This window comes from Paenibacillus sp. SORGH_AS_0306 (genome assembly GCF_030819345.1).
In the GTDB taxonomy this organism is placed as follows: domain Bacteria; phylum Bacillota; class Bacilli; order Paenibacillales; family Paenibacillaceae; genus Saccharibacillus; species Saccharibacillus kyungheensis.
Genome location: NZ_JAUTBP010000001.1, coordinates 3452006 through 3470410, shown reverse-complemented (window position 1 = coordinate 3470410; position 18405 = coordinate 3452006). Strand labels below are relative to the sequence as shown.

Here is an 18405-nt window from a genome sequence, read left to right as displayed (position 1 = left end):
GCTACACACAAGGAGGCAATTGGAATGAAGAAATGGACACTTCTTTTAGGAACTACGATGGCGATCGCTATGTTATCTGGATGCAGTACAAATAGTGAGACTGCATTAACAGCACAGACAACGACCAGTACAGCAGACGCTTCTGCAACTGATTCTACTACACAAGCCACTGCTACACCGAGTAGAGGCACAGAACAAGCAACTGCTGATCTAATGGGCAAAATCAAATCTATCGATGGAAATAGTATCACTTTATACAAATCAACAATAGACCCTTCTCAGATGGGAAAAGGTAGAGGCGGTGGTATGAGTGCACCACCAGAAGGGCAACCAGGTGATGGAGGTGCTTCTCCAGCAGATGGTGGACAAGTTCCTCCAGCTACGCCTGATGGAGAGTCTGCTCAAGTACCTGCTAATGCAGGTTCACAAGCTCCAGCGGCATCTGGAACATCGGATACCACCAATGATAGCGCAATAGGGTCAACACCTGCTGAACAAGGCAGTAGAGGCGGAAATAATATGTTTTCAGAGGAGACAGTCACTATTACTGTATCTGATAATACAGTGATCTCTGCAATGACGATGGAAAATAATGAAATGACGACAACGACCAAAGCACTTTCCGATCTCAAAGCAGATGATGTTATCAATGTCTGGCTAAACACTGATGATTCTTCGTTAGCAGACCAGATTCAAATAGTTAACGGGATGGGTGGTGGAATAAGAGGCGGTCAGATGAAAGATGATACTGCTAGTCCGGCATCTTCAACAACAGATACCACAACTACAGCTAACTAATAATATAGCAAAAAAGAGTGAACAGGATTGTTCACTCTTTTTTTTGCTATATTCATATATCGTATTAGCCATCAATAACGATATGATAAATGATTATATTTTATGAAGAAGATTCTTCTGTCGCTACTGGAGCAGAAGCATCTGCTGGCGGAGTAGGCGGGGTACTGCCATCTACAGGTGGAGCTGGTGGTGTAGGAGGAGTACTTCCATCTTTAGGCGCAGGTGGCGTTGGTGGAGTGCCTCCATTTGCTGGTGGTTGTGGAGCTTCATGCACTTCGATTTTCGTTGCTTGTTTGCTTGTATCTGATGCAAGGATTACAGCAATATGATCACCAACGTTAAGGTCAGATAACGAAATAGTCGTTTCGACATGTCCTTTTTCTGGACTGTGTGAAGTTTTGATAATATCTGTGCCACTATACACATTGATCGTTACACTTGTACCTTCTGGCAACGGTCCTTGTGGTTTGCTATACGTATCTTTACTAACAGATGATTTTGTAGAAGATTTCGTATTTTTAGAACTGGATTTCGTATTTACTTTACGATCTGTTGCCGGTAGTGGTGGTTTTTCAGGCGCAGTGATCGTAATTTGATTACCACTGATCGATTTAATTTGACCGATAACATCTGCTTTTTCACCTTTCAATCCCGGGCCACCATCTTTACCAGGTGCAGGTGGAGTAGGGCCACCTATTGGAGGAGCTGGTGGAGTTGTTCCATCCGGTAATGCAGGTGCATCTGCAAGTACCGTGCGTTGCTGTGATTGTACAGATGTTGATTTCGACTGATCTGAAGAAGATGCTGCAAATGCGGATGGAGCTGCTACAGCACCTGCAATAAGCGCTGCTGAGAAAGCTACGTTAGATAATACTTTAAGTGTCTTCATGAATATACCTCCTTTAATTTGAAGGACTGTTCAATAGGCACGTCCTTAAACGGAAGTATAGATAGGGATTATGAACTCAATGTGAACTAAAAATGAATAGAACATTAAAACCTGAGTTTTACCATAAAATTGTCTAAACAACAGTAAATGCAAGAAAAAGGCAGCAAACCGCTAGCTTCAACGGTTCACTGCCTTATTGTTTCAACAAGAGATGCTTTACAGTTTGTGGGAAAACAATTTTAAAAAATATTTTTTAAATCATAAATTAGATGATCATTTGCTTGTTATAGTTCATTTTGTTGTGGTTGATTTTGCAGTAGATTTGGTAGTTGTTGCTTTTGGAGTAGTGGTAGCAGGCATAATTTCAATTTTGGTCGCTTTGGTTGTACCTGAAGCTAGTGTTACGAAAATAATATCACCTGCTTTGAGACTGGATAGTGTTTTTTTGGTTTCTGTTGCTTTGGTGCTACCTGCGGCGCGCGTTACACTGACGATACTTGTCGTACTGCTTACAGTGATACTGGTTGTCGTTGTACTGAAAGATTGAGTCGGTGGAGTCGTTCCTGTTCCTGCGGTTGGAGCAGAGCCAGTAGGCGGAGCAGCAGGCGCTGTACCACTAGGAGGCGCTTCGCCCGCTGCTGGAGCAGTCGTTCCTTCTTTACCAGCAGGAATATCTGGTTGTGTAGAAGATTTGTATAATGTAATTTTGCTACCGCTAATCGATTTGATTTTACCAATCAATACATTGTTCATAGCTTTGGCATCTTTAGCCACAGTTGTTGCCGACTTGGTCGTGGTAGCGGCCTGAGCTGTAGATAGAGTAGAGAGGGAACCTACTAACAAAGCTGCGGAAAGAGCGACACTGGAAAGTACTTTTAATGTTTTCATAAATTTATATTCCTCCTAAAGTTCGTAACACATTTATTGTGATATTTAGCCGAGGTGTTATACCTCTTCACGTAGTATAGATGCGTAATATGAACTTCAAATGAACATCATTTTAAAAACGCAAAAAAGCCAGTTACTCACTTCCTCTTCACAAAGAAAAAGTAGACAACTGGCTTTTACATATACGATCAAATATTAATCAATCTGTTTGAAACATAGTCGATTCACGAGAGTATAAGCTTTTGGTTCCAGATTGCAGATTCCGAACACGAACAGATTCATTCGTATATGCTTCTACATAACCACGTCCAATTTCACAATATACGCCAGCAGGATCTTCCTGCCATACTGTAATTAGACTGCCAGACAGTCCAGCGGTAAAAAAGTCCATATCTTCAGTAAGTGTGTGTTTTTTGTTCGATTTCATGGGGGTTCCCCTTCCTATATTTAAAACTGCCTATACCCGACAGATTACTTCCGGTAACGATTATACTCTAAGATGTACTCATAAGGCGATGGTTTTTTGTATAAAGACAGAAAAAAATCGGGAAGTGATAGATTCCCGATTTGTATTTGTTAAAATACCAAACGTATGATCGCAATAATAGCTAAATGCGCGGGATAAAAGGAACGCCATATCCAGCGTGGAGGTGAATACAGTTTTGTTTTTGGATACAATTGCAGATGAATAGCGATCAAAGCTGTTGCTAGAACGCTAAATACCTGAATATCTGAAAATCCTCCAAACAGTACAAACACAACAGTAAGCGCCAAATGAGCGAAAATTACCCAATAACCGGTCGTATAACGAAATACCAATACTAATAGAACGCCGTACATCCCATAATCCATATGTAGTTGATCTGCCAACCAGCCTACAGCAAGGATCAGAAGAAGTGAAACCGGAAAATATTTCAGTGATAGTTTATCAATTGCGATCATTAAAAGCAAGGAAATAAATAATGTACAGACTACATTTAAATTCGTAATATCAAAAGCATACATAAAAGGAAGTTGCGATAAAGCGGCAATAATTAGTAATCGAATCGTATATTTGCGTACATTGCGTGTACGTTGATAACCAAGTACAAGAAAATAACAATAAATAGGAAAAGCGATTCTACCAATAACACGCAAATACCGTTCATCTGGAAAGAAAGCATACCCCAAATGATCGGTTAGCATCGTAAGCATAGCTAACCATTGCACAGGCATACCTCCTTTTCGTTACTTCATCAGACTAAAATTAAATATCGTTTGTACGATCAGCGAAATAATAAGCAATCCAAATATAGAAAAGCCGATTCCTGCACCTTTACGACTTTCTTTAAAAAATTTGCGACTTAATGCAAACACAAGTCCTGCAATCGCTAACAATACAAGTACGATTATAATACGTAGAAAAATAAATACACCAACGCTCACTAGGGCACCTCCTGCAAATTTTAAATAATCTTATGTTTACTATACGACATATTGAGGGGTGTAATCCAAGTAAAAGATGAACATTTCGCAAAACCACAAAAAAATGCTCTTCTCTCCAGCGGATTCGTGATCCAGTGAAGAAAAGAGCATCGATAAAGCGAAACTACATTTTCATATTACTGCTGTGTCCTGGAGACAATTTCGCATCAGGATCAACATATACTTTAGCGTTGTTGATAGCCGTAGGCGCTTCACCAAAACCAACAGCGATCAATTTAAGCTTACCAGGGTAAGTAGTGATATCTCCAGCAGCAAAGATGCCTTCAACGTTCGTTTCCATACGAGAATCAACAACGATCGAATTGCTATTGATCTCAATACCCCATTCAGCGATAGGGCCAAGTGAAGAGATAAAGCCGAAGTTAACAATTACATCATCGACTTCGATTTCTTGTGTTTCTTTAGTTTTGACATGAGAAAGAGTGACACGCTCGATCGTATCTTCACCATGCAATTCTGTAATTTCTGTCGGTGTAATGATTTTGACGCCAGAAGCATTCAAGTTCTCTACACTATGTTCATGAGCACGGAATTTGTCACGACGATGGATCAAGTATACTTCAGCTGCGATCGGTTCGATCATAAGCGCCCAGTCTACTGCGGAGTCGCCTCCACCACTGATCAATACTTTTTTACCTGCAAAACGGCTCAAATCACTTACAAAGTAATGCAGATTTGTTTTTTCAAAATGGCTAGCATTCGGTAAATCTAGACGACGAGGTTCAAATGCGCCTACGCCTGCTGTGATAATAACAGCTTTACTTTCGTGTGTACCTTTATCAGTAGTGACGACAAAATGACGATCTGCTTTCTTTTCTACATTAAGTACTTTTTCTTCCAAACGAATATCAGAATCAAAATGATTCATTTGTTGTTGTAAGTTGTTCACTAGCTCTTGCGCTGTAATTTTCGGGAATCCTGCTACATCATAAATATATTTTTCAGGATAAAGGGCAGCTAATTGTCCGCCAAGTTGAGGCATACTTTCAATTAGTTTCACTGACGCTTGACGCATACCGCCATAAAAAGCAGCAAACATCCCGGCAGGCCCTCCACCAATAATAATAATATCGCTTAGTTCGTTGTTTGTTGTAGATGACACTTCACAAGCACCTCCGTAAATTAGTTCGATCTTACCCAATTATATATCATAAAGAGAATATTTTTAAAACGACAATTCTCAAAACAGCTCCTATCAATCTTATCGCAATTTGCAAAAGTAAACAAAAAATAAACAAACTCCATCTTTCTGATGCACAAAAATATATAAAAAGATAGATAAAAAATTAAATTTACTCTTGATATTTCAAAGAAAAATAGATATCATTTCAGTTGGGCTAATGATGTCATGTGACGAAAATAGAACATTTTTTTCAGAAAACGTAAATTTTTTTGAACATATTCGCTAGAAAGAGTACAATATAATGTGACATATCCTATTGCGCTTTTATGATGAATGTAATCATTTGTCTACTGTTGTGTATATTTTCACAATTTTGTGAAGGTATACGGAGCAATCATGGTTATATATGGGTATCAACTATTTTAACTGATTTTATCGTTTCAGTGCAAAGTCTATTGTTATTGATCATTGTAACGCTTTGACATAGGCGATGTACTTCAATGAAATACATTCTGAGTGAATCATTGGAAGGGGAAAATGAATATGAGTAGCATTCCTAAAATTGTTATTTTGGGCGCAGGTTATGCAGGTATTCTTGCTGCACAACGTTTGCAAAAAGAACTGAATTATAATGAGGCTGACGTAACTTTGGTTAACCGCCACGACTATCATTACTTTACAACACACTTGCATATGCCAGCAGCAGGTACAGACAAATTGGATAATGCGCGTGAGCAAATTTCCAAATTGGTTGATGAGTTCAAAATCGATGTAGTGAAATCGAATGTACAAGAAATCATCCCACAAGAGAAAAAAGTTATTTTGGAAGACGGAACTTTGTCTTATGATCACTTGATCATCTGCCTAGGTGGCGAACCAGAAACTTTCGGTATCCCGGGTATGCTTGAAAATGCGATGACGATTCGCAGTATCAACTCTGTACGTAAAATTCGTGATCACATTGAAGCACAATTTACAGCTTACAAAGTAGATAAAAAACCAGAGCGTTTGACTTTCGTAGTCGGTGGCGCAGGTTTCACAGGTATCGAGTTTGTTGGTGAATTGTCTGATCGTCTACAAGAATTGTGCAGAACTCATGGCATTAGCCGTTCTGAAGTTAAATTGTACAATGTAGAAGCAGCTCCAACAGCATTGCCAGGTTTCGATCCTGAATTGGTTGAGTATGCTATGAAAGTTCTACAAAACAAAGGCGTAACATTCAAAATTGGTGTTGCGATCAAAGAATGTCTAACTGACGGTGTTATCGTTGGTGAAAATTCTGAAAAAATCCATGCAAACACTGTCGTATGGACAGGTGGTATCCGTGGTAACCGTCTTGTTGAGCAAGCTGGATTCGAAGCCATGCGTGGACGCGTTAAAATTGATGAGTACTTGCGTGCACCAGGACACGAAAATGTATACATCATTGGCGATAGCTCATTGATGTTTAATGAAGAAGGTCGTCCTTACCCACCAACAGCGCAAATTTCGATGCAACAAGGTGTACTTTGTGCACAAAACATCGTAGCAGCTATTCGTGGACAACAACCTAAGAAATTTGTATTCAGCAACAAAGGTACTGTAGCATCCCTTGGTAAAGGCGAAGCAGTAGGTATCGTTGGCGATCGCAAATTGAAAGGTTTTGTAGCAGCTCAATTGAAAAAAGTAATCGATATTCGTTACCTATTTATTATTGGTGGCGTATCGCTTGTTATGAAAAAAGGAAAATTCTTATAAGATGCGTCACTGTAGCGTTCAGGTACGTGGACTTCTTACGCGTGAAGAGCTGGATCGGTATAATGGATTGATCGAAGTCGGTGGATTTTTGGAAGAGCAGGGTCGTTATGATCTTGCTTATCCGATCCAAAAAGAAATTGATATTTTGATCTTACCAGCGATAGAACGTTTGAAAGACAAAAGTCGTGCACGAGATCGTGATGATCAGGAATATCTAGCATCACTAGAGCGTGCTCAGGATTTGTCCGAAGAAGTCTAATTTGAAATGCTCATTCAAAAGCCAGGTCCCTTTTAAGGAACCTGGCTTTTTGTGTTTTACTATACGATTAGTTGTTATGATTCGTTGTAGCTGAAGGAGTAGAAGCATCTTCTTCGATTTTGAATTGTCCGATTTCTTTTAACAAATGATCGGCACTTTCAGATAAGTGTTTGGAAGAAGTAGAGATACTCGCAATCGATTGAGTCTGTTCGATAGTAGAAGAAGCAGCTTCTTCAGTAGCAGCAGCACTTTGTTCAGATACAGCGGCAAGCCCTGTAATGACATCAGATACTTGGTTAGCGCTTGATTTTAGAGAAGTCACTCCATCAGATACATGAGCGATCTGTGAAATAATACCGTCTACCGAAGAGCGAATTTGTTCAAAAGAATCTTTGGTCTCGTCTACAGATTGTTGCTGTTGAACAGTTGTATCACGGAATGAAGATAATTCAAGTGAACTTTGTTTGCCAGCTTCATTCAACTGAATAAGCAACGCATCAATATCAGAAGCAGAATGAGAAGCTTGTTCAGCTAGCTTACGAACTTCACTAGCAACAACAGCGAATCCTGCTCCATGTTCGCCGGCACGTGCAGCTTCAATAGCGGCATTAAGAGATAGTAGATTGGTTTGATTACTGATTTCGCGAATAACGTTTGTGATCTGTGCAATTTCATCTAGTTTTTTCAGCAAAATAGCGTTGGAAGCTTCTACTCGTTGCGTAGACTCTTGTCCTGCTTGAGCTAGCGATGTTTGTTGAGAGATCGCTTGTGTACCCCGCTGCATAGCATCATTGACTTCACTGATCATATGAGAAGCTTGATTAGCACTAGCCGCTACTTTTTCAAGTGATCCTGTCATATCCATAACCATTTCAGCACCGGATTGGATCGATTCGGCTTGATCGCCTGCACCACGAGCGATTTCTTCGATAACTGTAGAAATCTGTCCTGCGATATCTCCTGAATTGGTAGCATTACGATACATTTCAGTAGAAGCTTGATTGACACCTAAAGCAGAGTGAGAAACGGTCTGAATCAAGTTACGCAAAGCGGTGGACATCGTATTAAAAGCAATGCCTAACTGAGCAATTTCATCTTTCCCTTTAATAGCAACCACAACTGTCAAATCACCTTCAGCCAACTGTTGAGCACTTTTCTTAAGCAAGATGATTGGTTTGACGATACGAACGGCTACCCAGAAAGCTAACAAAGCGAATAATAAAGTAAGAGCGATAATAACAATAATGTATTGATTGCGTAATTGTGTGTATTCAGCAAAAGCTGCTTTTTTAGAAGTAGAAGAAGCAACAATCCAATTGATACCTGGAATTTTTTCATAATAGAGTAATTGAGGATCGCCTTTATAAGTGTATTCCATACTACCTGAATTTTGGCTAAGAAGTGTATTTGCTACATTGGTATAATCGGCTTGATCTTTAAGTGGTTTGTTAACAAAAGAAGCATCCGGATGAGACATTACATTTCCATTAGGATCGATCAAAAATGTAAAACCGTTATTTGTTTTGAGAGTATCGATATAGCTAGTAATCGTAGATAATAAAATATCTTCTGCTATAACACCGGCAAAGTTACCTTGAGGGTCTTTTAGAGGAGCACCAATAAAGATGGCTTTATATGTTTTGGTACCAGCATCTTCGTAAGGAGCACTGACAAATAGTTTGTTAGCTTTTTTAGTTTCTTCATACCAAGGTCTTGTGCGAGGATCATACCCTGGTGGAGCTTTCCAATCGCCACCATCTAAAAAAGTAGCGTCTTCTAAAGCATAATACATATCAAAAATACTTTTTGCATTACTTTCATCTTTAAAAACTTGTAGATGTTTTAATGTAATTTGATCTAGCGGAACAGTACTGTTGATTAGAGAAGCTAGTGTTTCTACCACTTTACTATTCGTGTTAACCCAACCGTTGATTTGTGTAACGCCTTGAGTCACTGTTTTTTTGACATCGGCATCGACCGATTGAGTAGCTTGTTTTTTAATAATGTACAGAGCAGACCATCCAACAGGAACAGCAATAAGAATAGCAGTAGCTATAACAAGCAAAATCAATTTTACTTTTAACGTCATGAGTACCCCTCTTTTCTATACGTATATAAAAATAACGAACAAGTATGAATGCGGTTTAATTGCTTGTTACTTATATCGTCATCTCAACTTTAATTAATTACCTTTTCCGACAAAATTTTTCTTTATATTTACCTTTTTTGTCACAAAAATAATTCTTTAGTCCTAAAAATAAATGATTCATTCAAGAAATAAATAAAATTAGAAATGAATTATGAAGATTCTGTAAAAAAATATATAACAAAAAAGCTATGCTCTTAATAAAAGAACATAGCTTTTTTAGATGTGAAATTATTGATTATGATTTGTAGTAGCAGGAGGTAGCGCAGAAGAAGAGTCTTCAATTTTGAATTGACCGATTTCTTGTAATAAATGGTTGGCACTTTCGGATAATTGTTTGGATGATGTTGAAATACTAGCGATTGCTTGAGTTTGCTCTACGGTTGAAGAAGCCGCTTGCTCTGTAGAAGCCGCGCTTTGCTCCGATACCGCCGCCAATCCAGTAATGACATCAGATACTTGATTAGCGTTAGATTTGAGTGTCGTTATTCCTTCAGACACATGACCGATACGTGAAATAATATCATCTACCGATTGACGAATATGTTCAAAAGAGTCTTTGGTTTCATTAACAGACTGTTGCTGTTGCACAGTCGTATCGCGGAATGAAGATAATTCGAGAGAACTTTGCTTGCCTGCTTCATTTAATTGAATAAGTAGTGCATCAATATCAGAAGCAGAATGAGAAGCTTGTTCAGCTAGCTTACGAACTTCACTGGCGACAACAGCGAATCCTGCTCCATGTTCACCAGCACGTGCGGCTTCGATCGCAGCATTAAGCGACAATAGATTGGTCTGGCTACTGATTTCACGAATAACATTTGTAATCTGAGCAATTTCATCTAATTTCTGAATCAAAATGGCATTCGAATCTTCTACACGACGAGTAGAGGCTTGACCGGCTTGCGACAGGGCTGTCTGTTGAATAATAGCTTCTGTACCCCGATTCATAGCTTCATTCACCTGAGTGATCATATGAGCAGCTTGATCTGCACTGCTGGATACTTTGTCTAGAGAGTCTGTCATTGTCATAACCATTTCAGCACCGGATTGGATTGATTCGGCTTGTTCTACAGCACCACGAGCAATCTCTTCAATAACCGTAGAAATCTGTCCTGCAATATCTCCTGAATTAGAAGCATTATGATACATCTCAGAAGAAGCGGTATTTACTCCATGCGCTGACTGTGACACGGTCTGAATTAAGTGACGAAGAGCAGCAGACATGGTATTAAAAGCAGTTGCCAGTTGAGCGACTTCATCTTTGCCTTTGACGGGAACATGAACAGTAAGATCACCTTCTGCTAATTGCTGCGCACTTTTTTTCAAAAAGACGATAGGTTTGACGATACGAACGGCTACCAAGAAAGCAAAAACAACAAATAATAACGTTAGGATAATAATAGCGATCGTATATTGATTGCGTAATTGGGTATATTCTGCAAAAGCCAATTGCTTAGAAGTAGAGGAAGCGACAATCCAATTTGTACCTGGAATTTTACTATAATAGAGTAGTTGTGGATCACCTTTATAAGTATATTCGGTACTGCCTGAATTTTGACTCAGTAGCGTATCTGCAATCGCGCTATAATCGGCTTGATCTTTGAGAGGTTTATTAATAAAATCTGCATTGGGGTGAGACATGACATTACCATGTTGATCTAACAAAAAGGTAAAGCCACCTTTGATTTTGATATTGTTGATATAATCGGTAATAGTTGATAATAAAATATCTTCAGATAGTACACCTGCAAAATTGCCCTGACTGTTTTTGAGCGGTACTGCAATCGAGACTGCATAACCATCTGTAGTTGCATCTAGATAAGGATCGCTAATAGATAACCCATTCACTTCTTTTGTTTTTTGATACCACGGACGTTGTCTAGCATCATAACCCGCATCAGGAACCCATTCAGTTCCATCCACAAATTTTCCATTTTCCAGTCCAACATAAATATCGGATATGCTTTTAGCATTAGAAGCATCTTGAAATACTTTTAGATGATTGACTGTAATTTGATCCAGTGGAACGGTGGCGTTGATAACAGAGCCGAGGGTTTCGATTACTTTACTGTTGGTATTAATCCAACCATCGACTTGTGTGACTGCTTGAGACACTGTATTTTGAAGTGTTGTATTGACTGACTTGGTTGCTTGATTTTTGATAATATACAGTGCTGACCATCCAATAGGGACAGCAATAAGAATAGCAGTCGCCATTACTAACAGAATCAATTTGACTTTCAACGTCATAAGTACCCCTCTTTTCTATATGATTATCAAAATCTGTTTATGCGACTTTGATCCCTTAATTGTTGATTATATCGTCAATAGTTCTGTATTTCTGTATATTTTTCGACAAAAATTATATGTAAATAAGAATTTTTTTATTTTTAGATAAGTCTTAAGGACTAATTAAAAATAATCACTTCTATAATGAATTCTCCCCAAATCTAAACAAATAAAAAACCTCTGCATAACGTAGTGTCTAAGACACCGCAGAGGTTTTGAGTGGATATGCTATTTACAATTTGTATCTCAATAGAAGATCAAAGAGAAGATCAAAAGTATTAAAGTTTGAGCATTTCTTCGAATTTAGCGGTGTCTAGCATACTGCCGACGTAAAATGAACCAAATTCTCCAAAACGAGCACTTGCTTCATCGAAGCGCATTTCGTATACTAATTTTTTAAATTGAAGTGCATCGTCTGCAAATAACGTTACGCCCCATTCCCAATCATCCAGTCCAACAGAGCCGGTAATGATTTGTTTGACTTTACCTGCATAACTGCGTCCAATCAATCCATGACTACGAATCATTTCACGACGCTCATCCATCGGAAGCATGTACCAGTTATCCCCTAGATTACGGGTTTTGTTCATCGGATAGAAACAGATATAACGAGAATCTGGTAAAGCTGGTTTTAGACGGGCAAGAATATGTGGATTTTCCATTGGATCGCCTTCTACATGACTAGCCATATAACTACTAAGTTCTACAATACTCACATATGAGTATGATTTTTTCGTAAAACTAGCGAATGTTGTTTTATTAAATTCATTTTCGATCGCATTCAAATCTTCTAACGTTTCACGTAAGTGCATCATCATAAAATCAGCTTTTTGTCCAACAACTGTATAAAGAACTGTACTACCACTACCGTCATTGCTAACAGCTTGCCAATCATGAATAAGAGCGTTCAATTCGTCGATCGCGCCGGCACGTTCTTCATCGTCTGCTGCTTTCCAAGCATGCCAATCAATTGTGCGAAAATCGTGTAGTGCATACCAGCCTTCAAGCGTAGCTACTGCTTCATTCATAAAATCACTCCTATATATTAGTGGAAACTATTGTTATTCATAAGTATACTTACACATCTTGATCTATTGTAACCGAAGGAGTCTACACAGAGCAATTGACTTCACAGTCTGTTCATGGTTGCTTCATCATAATGGTGTAGAAGAATAGAACAATCTATAAAATATATTCATTTCTAGCGTAATGGCGCAAAAGGATGATTGTCGTGGAGATCGAAGGTGTTTATGTTCCAAATTCACCTTTCTTTTCAGCATTGAAATTTCAAGATTTGTGTTAGAATAGAATTCCGCATGCACAGGAGCAAAAAGAGAGGGGGCGGATCATGCGCATTAAGAATCTACTTCATTTTACTGAAAATCACCGATATTGCGTGTACCGCGAATTTGGTATAGGTGCGCTGGATGAACGGATGCTTAGTCTGGTTTATCAACCGTTAACAGGGGCTTTTGCGATTAGTGTATATCGATTATTGTGTGAGCATGTCGAAGCACAGCAAGTAGGTTATTCCCCAATAGAACAACAGCGTCGTTTATTTTTAACGTTAGGGCTTGAACCGGGAGAACATGGACGTAAATTTTTGGTCGAGCAGACTTCGTTATTAGAAGCTGTTGGCTTATTGCAGACCAATCGCGTATATTTCCCTGATCAAGATGATTATATATATGAATATGAATTACAACAGCCGCTATCACCAAGTGAGTTTTTCCGAACACAACATTTGACATTGTTGCTACGAGACAAAATGGGTAAGTTTGCAGTGTTATCTTTGCGTGAGCGTTTTTTAGCCAAAGAACCCGATGGCTGGGGAGACAATACCGTTCAAAAAGAAAATATTTCACAACCGTTTTATGATATTTTTGAACTGAATACCCATGTGATTGATTATGAATTAGAGCAAGCGCTGACAGAAGTAAGTGCGCAACAGCGTAGCAGTCAGCCGAAGCTAAGTGAAGATGATCTGATTAATTATGCAGATATTATTCGTTATTTCCCGCGTGGATCACGTAACCGTATATATGTAGAAAAGTTGCGATTTTTACCAGAGCAGATGAATGTACTGAGCTATATTGCGTATAAATATCGTCTGGATATTCAAGATATTTGCCGGATGCTAGATGAAGATGGCGTATTTGATGCTAAAGGCGAACTGGCGGAAGAAGAAATTCAACGTCGTGCCAATCTGCAATTCCGTCAAGGGAAAAAGCGTCAGGAAGAACGACAGATTCATGAAGCCAAAGTGATCTCGCTTCGAGAAGAGAAAAAAGAAGAATCTCAAGATTTACCTGTAGAATATGCAGTTGAAATGGAGTATTATCTGGAAGTACCGCGTCAATTTACAAGCAAATGCGATATTCATCAATATAATACAATTCTACGCAATGAACCCTATACGCGCGTTCTGGAAATGTTTTATCCGGGTAGCGTGCCTAACAGTGTGAATGATATATTCGAACATGTCGATATTAATTATAAATTGTCTGAAGAAGTGGTTAATGTATTGATACATTACTTGTTAGCGATCAAAATGTCTCAACCGGGTGAGCGCTTGAGTAGTAAATTTGTCGATTGGGTAGTGACCAATATGCTGAATCAACAAGTGGATACGTATGAAAAAGCAGTTCGTTATGTCAGAGAGCAGAACAAGCTCGATCTCAAAATTAGCGATCAAGCGAAGCTACAAGCCAAAGGTGGCGCAAATGGCGGTAACAAACGTACCAATACACGAACGTATAACCGATCAGCTAATGCCAAGCCGGAGATTCCGATTGTCAAAAGCGCACGTGAAGGTAGTAGTATCGTATCTGATGAAGAAATTGCAGAAGCGATGCGATTAGCCGAACAAATGCAATCCGGACAAGATCGTGTCCAAAAGACCAATAGTTGAGCTAACGCAAAAGGAAGGGGCAAACTGCCATGGAATCCCTCGGTGATCTGTTACGGCAGATGAAAAGTCCGCGCTTTCGGGAAGAGTCACAAAAGATTGCCGGGCGTCTACTCAGTGATCCGCTTGTGCTGGAATTAAGAGCACAGCATCCAGAGCTTACCGATCAGGAACTCATGACGAACCTTAGTAAGCTATATCAATATGTAGGCGATCGTGGTCATTGTGATAACTGCCCGGGATTGGATAACTGTCCCAATGATTTTCAAGGGCATTACACGAAACTCAGTGTAGAACCTTCTGAAAGTGGAGCCAAGTTATACGACCGCAAAACACCTTGTCATAAACAATTAACAAGACAACATGAGCAACAGGTCAAACAGCGTATTCATAGCTTTTATATTGATGAACGCGCATTGAATGAAGGGTATAATCCCAAAGAAATTGTAGCGAAAGATTCGAATCGTGTACCCGCTGTTGTACAGATTTTTCAATATATTAGTGACACCAAGCAAAATGGACTATCTCCGCAAGGGTTATATTTAGAAGGCGGATTTGGAACAGGCAAAACATTTTTGGCGTCTTATCTACTGCATGAATTAGCCAAAGTTGGTCATACCGGCGTTATTGTCTATATGCCTGACTTTGTAGAAGACCTCAAATCTATGTTTCAAGATAACAATCGAATGAAAGAAACGATGGATATTATGAAGCATACCGATCTGTTAATCTTCGATGATATCGGTGCTGAAAATTTAAGTTCATGGGTACGAGATCATGTGCTAGGTTCGATTCTCAATTATCGGATGAATCGAAAACCGACATTTTATACTTCTAATTATTCATTGGCTGATTTGCAAAAGCATCTTAGTTTTACGAATAAAGATGGCGAAGAATTTTATAAAGGGGAACGTTTGATGAATCGAATCAGTCCTTTTGTAAAAGTCATTCGGGTTGAAGGAGAAAATAAAAGAGGCGGTATGAGCAATAGCTAGTATGCTTATCTCGTTATTTATGATACAATACTTACTAATTGATAGATAAGTATGAATAAATCGTAACATCTGTTTCGGAAACTCCAATGTTGTGTTATAATAAAGGAGTCAGGAATGACAAGACTTGTTTAATGTTTAAATAATATTAATTCAAAATAAAAGTTACTCAAGGAGGATATTTCACATGGCTATCGTTAATGTATCTGATCAATCTTTCACAAACGAAGTTGAAGGACAAGGAACAGTATTGGTGGATTTCTGGGCACCGTGGTGTGGACCTTGTAAAATGCTTGCTCCAATCTTGGACGAGTTATCTACAGAAGTAGGCGACAGTGTTAAAATCGCTAAAGTAAACGTAGATGAAAACCCTGAAACAGCTTCACGTTTTGGTGTTATGAGTATTCCTACAATGATCTTCTTCAAAGACGGTCAACCTGTAGATAAAGTAGTAGGCTTGAACTCTAAAGATGCTCTTAAATCTATTCTTGCAAAACATCAATAATTTGTAATACGTAAATCCTGCCGATTTACTCATCATGAGTCTTTATCATAAGTATTATGAATTACCAATAGACATAAGTGAGTGTATACGACTAGCTTATGTAAAACCTCCGGTCATGCACCGGGGGTTTTTTAATTGTATAATTAGGGTACAAAGTATTTGGCGTTAAAAGTACTATATCGTTAGAAAGGAGAGATTTATGGACTCTCATATGGATCTTATTCAAGAACAAGAACAAGCGATGAACAATATTCGCAACAAACTCGCCTTGTTACCGGATTTATCTGGTTGTTATTTAATGAAAAATCGTGAAGGTACGATTATTTATGTAGGTAAAGCGAAAGTGCTCAAAAACCGGGTTCGCTCTTATTTTACAGGGAGTCACGATGGTAAAACGCAACGTCTGGTTGCAGATATTCGTGATTTTGAATATATTGTGACTGCAAGTAATATGGAAGCTCTTATTCTGGAATGTAATCTGATCAAAACGCATCAGCCTAAATATAATGTATTGCTCAAAGATGATAAAACTTTTCCATATATCAAAATCACCAATGAGCCACATCCACGTCTGGAAGTGACGCGACGTATTCTTAAAGATAAAGCCAAGTACTTTGGCCCTTATCCGAATGCTTTTGCTGCTCAACAAACCAAAAAATTGTTGGATCGTATGTATCCATTGCGTAAATGTAAAGTCATGCCTAAAGAAGTCTGCTTGTATTATCATATGGGACAATGTCTTGCACCTTGTGAATTTGAAGTGCCTCAACAATCATATGATGAAATTAAGCAAGAAATCAGCAAGTTTTTGAGTGGCGGTCATGAAGAGATCAAAAAAGACTTGCAACGCAAAATGGAAGAAGCCGCCGAAGATCTGTATTTTGAACGTGCCAAAGAATTACGGGATCAAATTATCAATATCGATGCCTTGATGGAAAAACAAAAAATCACGATGGCAGATGCGAAAGATCGTGATGTATTTGGATTTGCAGTGGATAAAGGCTGGATGTGTGTGCAGATTCTATATATGCGTCAAGGTAAAATGATTGAACGTCATGCTTCGGTGTTTCCTTTTTACGGAGAGCCTTATAACGACTTTATGTCTTATGTGACGCAGTATTATAGTGAAAATCCAGCGATGCCTCAGGAAATTATGTTGCCTGTCGAAGAAATGATTGCAGATGAACCGACCGACGTTAACGATCAAGCTATCGACCATGCTGAAGAAGCAGGGTTGGATAGTAGCGATCGTGAACAAGTCGATGCAGAAGTGGTTAGCGATCGTGTAGCAGAAGAAGGAACAGCTTATGCAGTGCAGACAACAGAACAGTCTATCCAGCAAGCAGAAGCCGCTAATGCGTCTGTGTCTGTAGTAGAAGGTGCTAACGAGCCAAGTGGACAAGCGGAGAATAACGAACAAGCTGATCCTTCGAGCAGTGCAGCCGCGCTACAGCAATGGTTAGGCGTGAAAGTTCTTATTCCTCGTCGTGGATTGAAAAAGCAAATGACAACGATGGCGCAGGATAATGCTAGAGTATCATTGGATGAGAAATTCCGTCTGATTGAACGTGATGAAGAGCGTACTTCCAAAGCAGCAGGTAATCTAGGGCAAGCGATTGGACTAGAAAGCCTTGAACGGATTGAAGCTTTTGATAACTCTAATATTCAAGGAACCAATCCTGTATCGGCGATGGTTGTATTTATTGATGGTAAGCCAGCTCGTAAAGAGTATCGTAAATACAAAGTCCGTACGGTCGAAGGTTCAGATGATTATGGTACTATGCGTGAAGTGATTCGTCGTCGGTATGAACGTGTAGTTAAAGAAAATCTACCGATGCCTGATCTCATTGTAGTCGATGGTGGTAAAGGACAGATTTCTGCGGCAACCGATGTATTGGAAAATGAATTAGGTTTATTTATCCCTGTCTGTGGATTAGTCAAAGATTCCAAGCACCGTACTTCTCAATTGATGGTCGGTGATCCAGCAGAACCGATAAACTTAGCGCGTGATAGTCAGGAATTTTATCTATTGCAACGAATTCAAGATGAAGTCCATCGCTTTGCAATTACGTTCCACCGGGAACAACGTGGTAAATCGATGATTACATCGCAATTGGATAGTATTCCAGGGATCGGAGATAAACGTCGCAAGTTACTACTCAAACATTTTGGTTCACTCAAAAAAATTAGAGAAGCCAGTGTAGACGATTTCCGTCAGTTAGGTATTGGCGATAAATTAGCGAAGCAGATTCTGGAAGCTCTCAAAGAAGAATAAATACACAAATATAATCAATATAACGTAAGCGCATCAATCCTCTTTGGTAGCCAACGATTCGATCAATCTAACACCTTATGGTGATAGTCTGTGAATGATAATCTAAAA

Annotated in this window: 16 protein-coding genes; 7 read left to right on the top strand and 9 right to left on the bottom strand. The window is 39.0% G+C overall.

From position 1 onward, the window contains the following. Positions 1–24: 24 nt before the first annotated feature. A complete protein-coding gene (locus tag QE450_RS15100; protein ID WP_307300276.1) occupies positions 25–798 on the top strand; it encodes a hypothetical protein in 774 nt (257 codons plus the stop codon). A gap of 100 nt (positions 799–898) precedes the next feature. Here QE450_RS15100 and QE450_RS15095 read toward each other — a convergent pair whose 3' ends face one another. From QE450_RS15095 to QE450_RS15070, 6 genes are all read right to left on the bottom strand, one after another. Then, complete coding sequence (locus tag QE450_RS15095) at positions 899–1687, bottom strand: hypothetical protein (RefSeq protein WP_307300273.1); 789 nt, start codon at positions 1685–1687, stop codon at positions 899–901. Positions 1688–1978: 291 nt separating this feature from the next. Then, entirely contained in the window at positions 1979–2575 is a 597-nt protein-coding gene (locus tag QE450_RS15090) for a hypothetical protein (RefSeq protein WP_307300270.1), read from the bottom strand. 199 nt (positions 2576–2774) lie between these two features. Then, complete coding sequence (locus QE450_RS15085; protein ID WP_204826813.1) at positions 2775–3002, bottom strand: hypothetical protein; 228 nt, start codon at positions 3000–3002, stop codon at positions 2775–2777. A 149-nt stretch (positions 3003–3151) separates the two neighbouring features. Further along, on the bottom strand, positions 3152–3790 hold the full coding sequence (locus QE450_RS15080; protein WP_301263355.1) for a TraX family protein: 639 nt from the start codon (positions 3788–3790) through the stop codon (positions 3152–3154). Between the two features lie 12 nt (positions 3791–3802). Next, on the bottom strand, positions 3803–4000 hold the full coding sequence (locus QE450_RS15075; protein ID WP_069326228.1) for a hypothetical protein: 198 nt from the start codon (positions 3998–4000) through the stop codon (positions 3803–3805). Positions 4001–4163: 163 nt separating this feature from the next. After that, the gene (locus QE450_RS15070) at positions 4164–5162 is read right to left on the bottom strand and encodes an NAD(P)/FAD-dependent oxidoreductase (RefSeq protein WP_069326229.1); all 999 of its coding nucleotides are present in this window, start codon (positions 5160–5162) and stop codon (positions 4164–4166) included. A 564-nt stretch (positions 5163–5726) separates the two neighbouring features. Between QE450_RS15070 and QE450_RS15065 the strand changes: the two genes are divergently transcribed. Both QE450_RS15065 and QE450_RS15060 read left to right on the top strand, forming a co-directional pair. Next, positions 5727–6920: an NAD(P)/FAD-dependent oxidoreductase gene (locus QE450_RS15065; RefSeq protein WP_273613492.1), complete on the top strand. Its 1194-nt coding sequence runs from the start codon at positions 5727–5729 to the stop codon at positions 6918–6920. 1 nt (position 6921) lies between these two features. After that, a complete protein-coding gene (locus QE450_RS15060; protein WP_274171940.1) occupies positions 6922–7179 on the top strand; it encodes a hypothetical protein in 258 nt (85 codons plus the stop codon). Between the two features lie 67 nt (positions 7180–7246). On the opposite strand, the gene QE450_RS15055 is transcribed toward QE450_RS15060, so the two are convergent. The 3 genes from QE450_RS15055 to hemQ form a co-directional block, all read right to left on the bottom strand. Next, positions 7247–9268, bottom strand: a complete 2022-nt coding sequence (locus QE450_RS15055; RefSeq protein ID WP_307300260.1) for a methyl-accepting chemotaxis protein — start codon at positions 9266–9268, stop codon at positions 7247–7249. A gap of 288 nt (positions 9269–9556) precedes the next feature. Beyond that, positions 9557–11578 (bottom strand): methyl-accepting chemotaxis protein, encoded by a 2022-nt coding sequence (locus QE450_RS15050; protein WP_274171942.1) that lies wholly within the window; start codon positions 11576–11578, stop codon positions 9557–9559. Between the two features lie 317 nt (positions 11579–11895). Next, positions 11896–12645 (bottom strand): hydrogen peroxide-dependent heme synthase, encoded by a 750-nt coding sequence (hemQ, locus tag QE450_RS15045; RefSeq protein WP_273613488.1) that lies wholly within the window; start codon positions 12643–12645, stop codon positions 11896–11898. Between the two features lie 320 nt (positions 12646–12965). On the opposite strand from hemQ, the gene QE450_RS15040 reads away from it, so the two are divergent. The 4 genes from QE450_RS15040 (at position 12966) to uvrC (ending at position 18297) form a co-directional block, all read left to right on the top strand. Then, positions 12966–14528: a replication initiation and membrane attachment family protein gene (locus tag QE450_RS15040; RefSeq protein ID WP_307300253.1), complete on the top strand. Its 1563-nt coding sequence runs from the start codon at positions 12966–12968 to the stop codon at positions 14526–14528. Between the two features lie 29 nt (positions 14529–14557). Next, the gene (gene dnaI, locus QE450_RS15035; RefSeq protein WP_273613486.1) at positions 14558–15520 is read left to right on the top strand and encodes a primosomal protein DnaI; all 963 of its coding nucleotides are present in this window, start codon (positions 14558–14560) and stop codon (positions 15518–15520) included. Between the two features lie 175 nt (positions 15521–15695). Further along, the gene (trxA, locus tag QE450_RS15030) at positions 15696–16022 is read left to right on the top strand and encodes a thioredoxin (RefSeq protein ID WP_465264549.1); all 327 of its coding nucleotides are present in this window, start codon (positions 15696–15698) and stop codon (positions 16020–16022) included. A 199-nt stretch (positions 16023–16221) separates the two neighbouring features. Continuing rightward, positions 16222–18297, top strand: a complete 2076-nt coding sequence (gene uvrC / locus QE450_RS15025; protein WP_307300250.1) for an excinuclease ABC subunit UvrC — start codon at positions 16222–16224, stop codon at positions 18295–18297. The last annotated feature ends 108 nt before the right edge of the window (positions 18298–18405 follow it).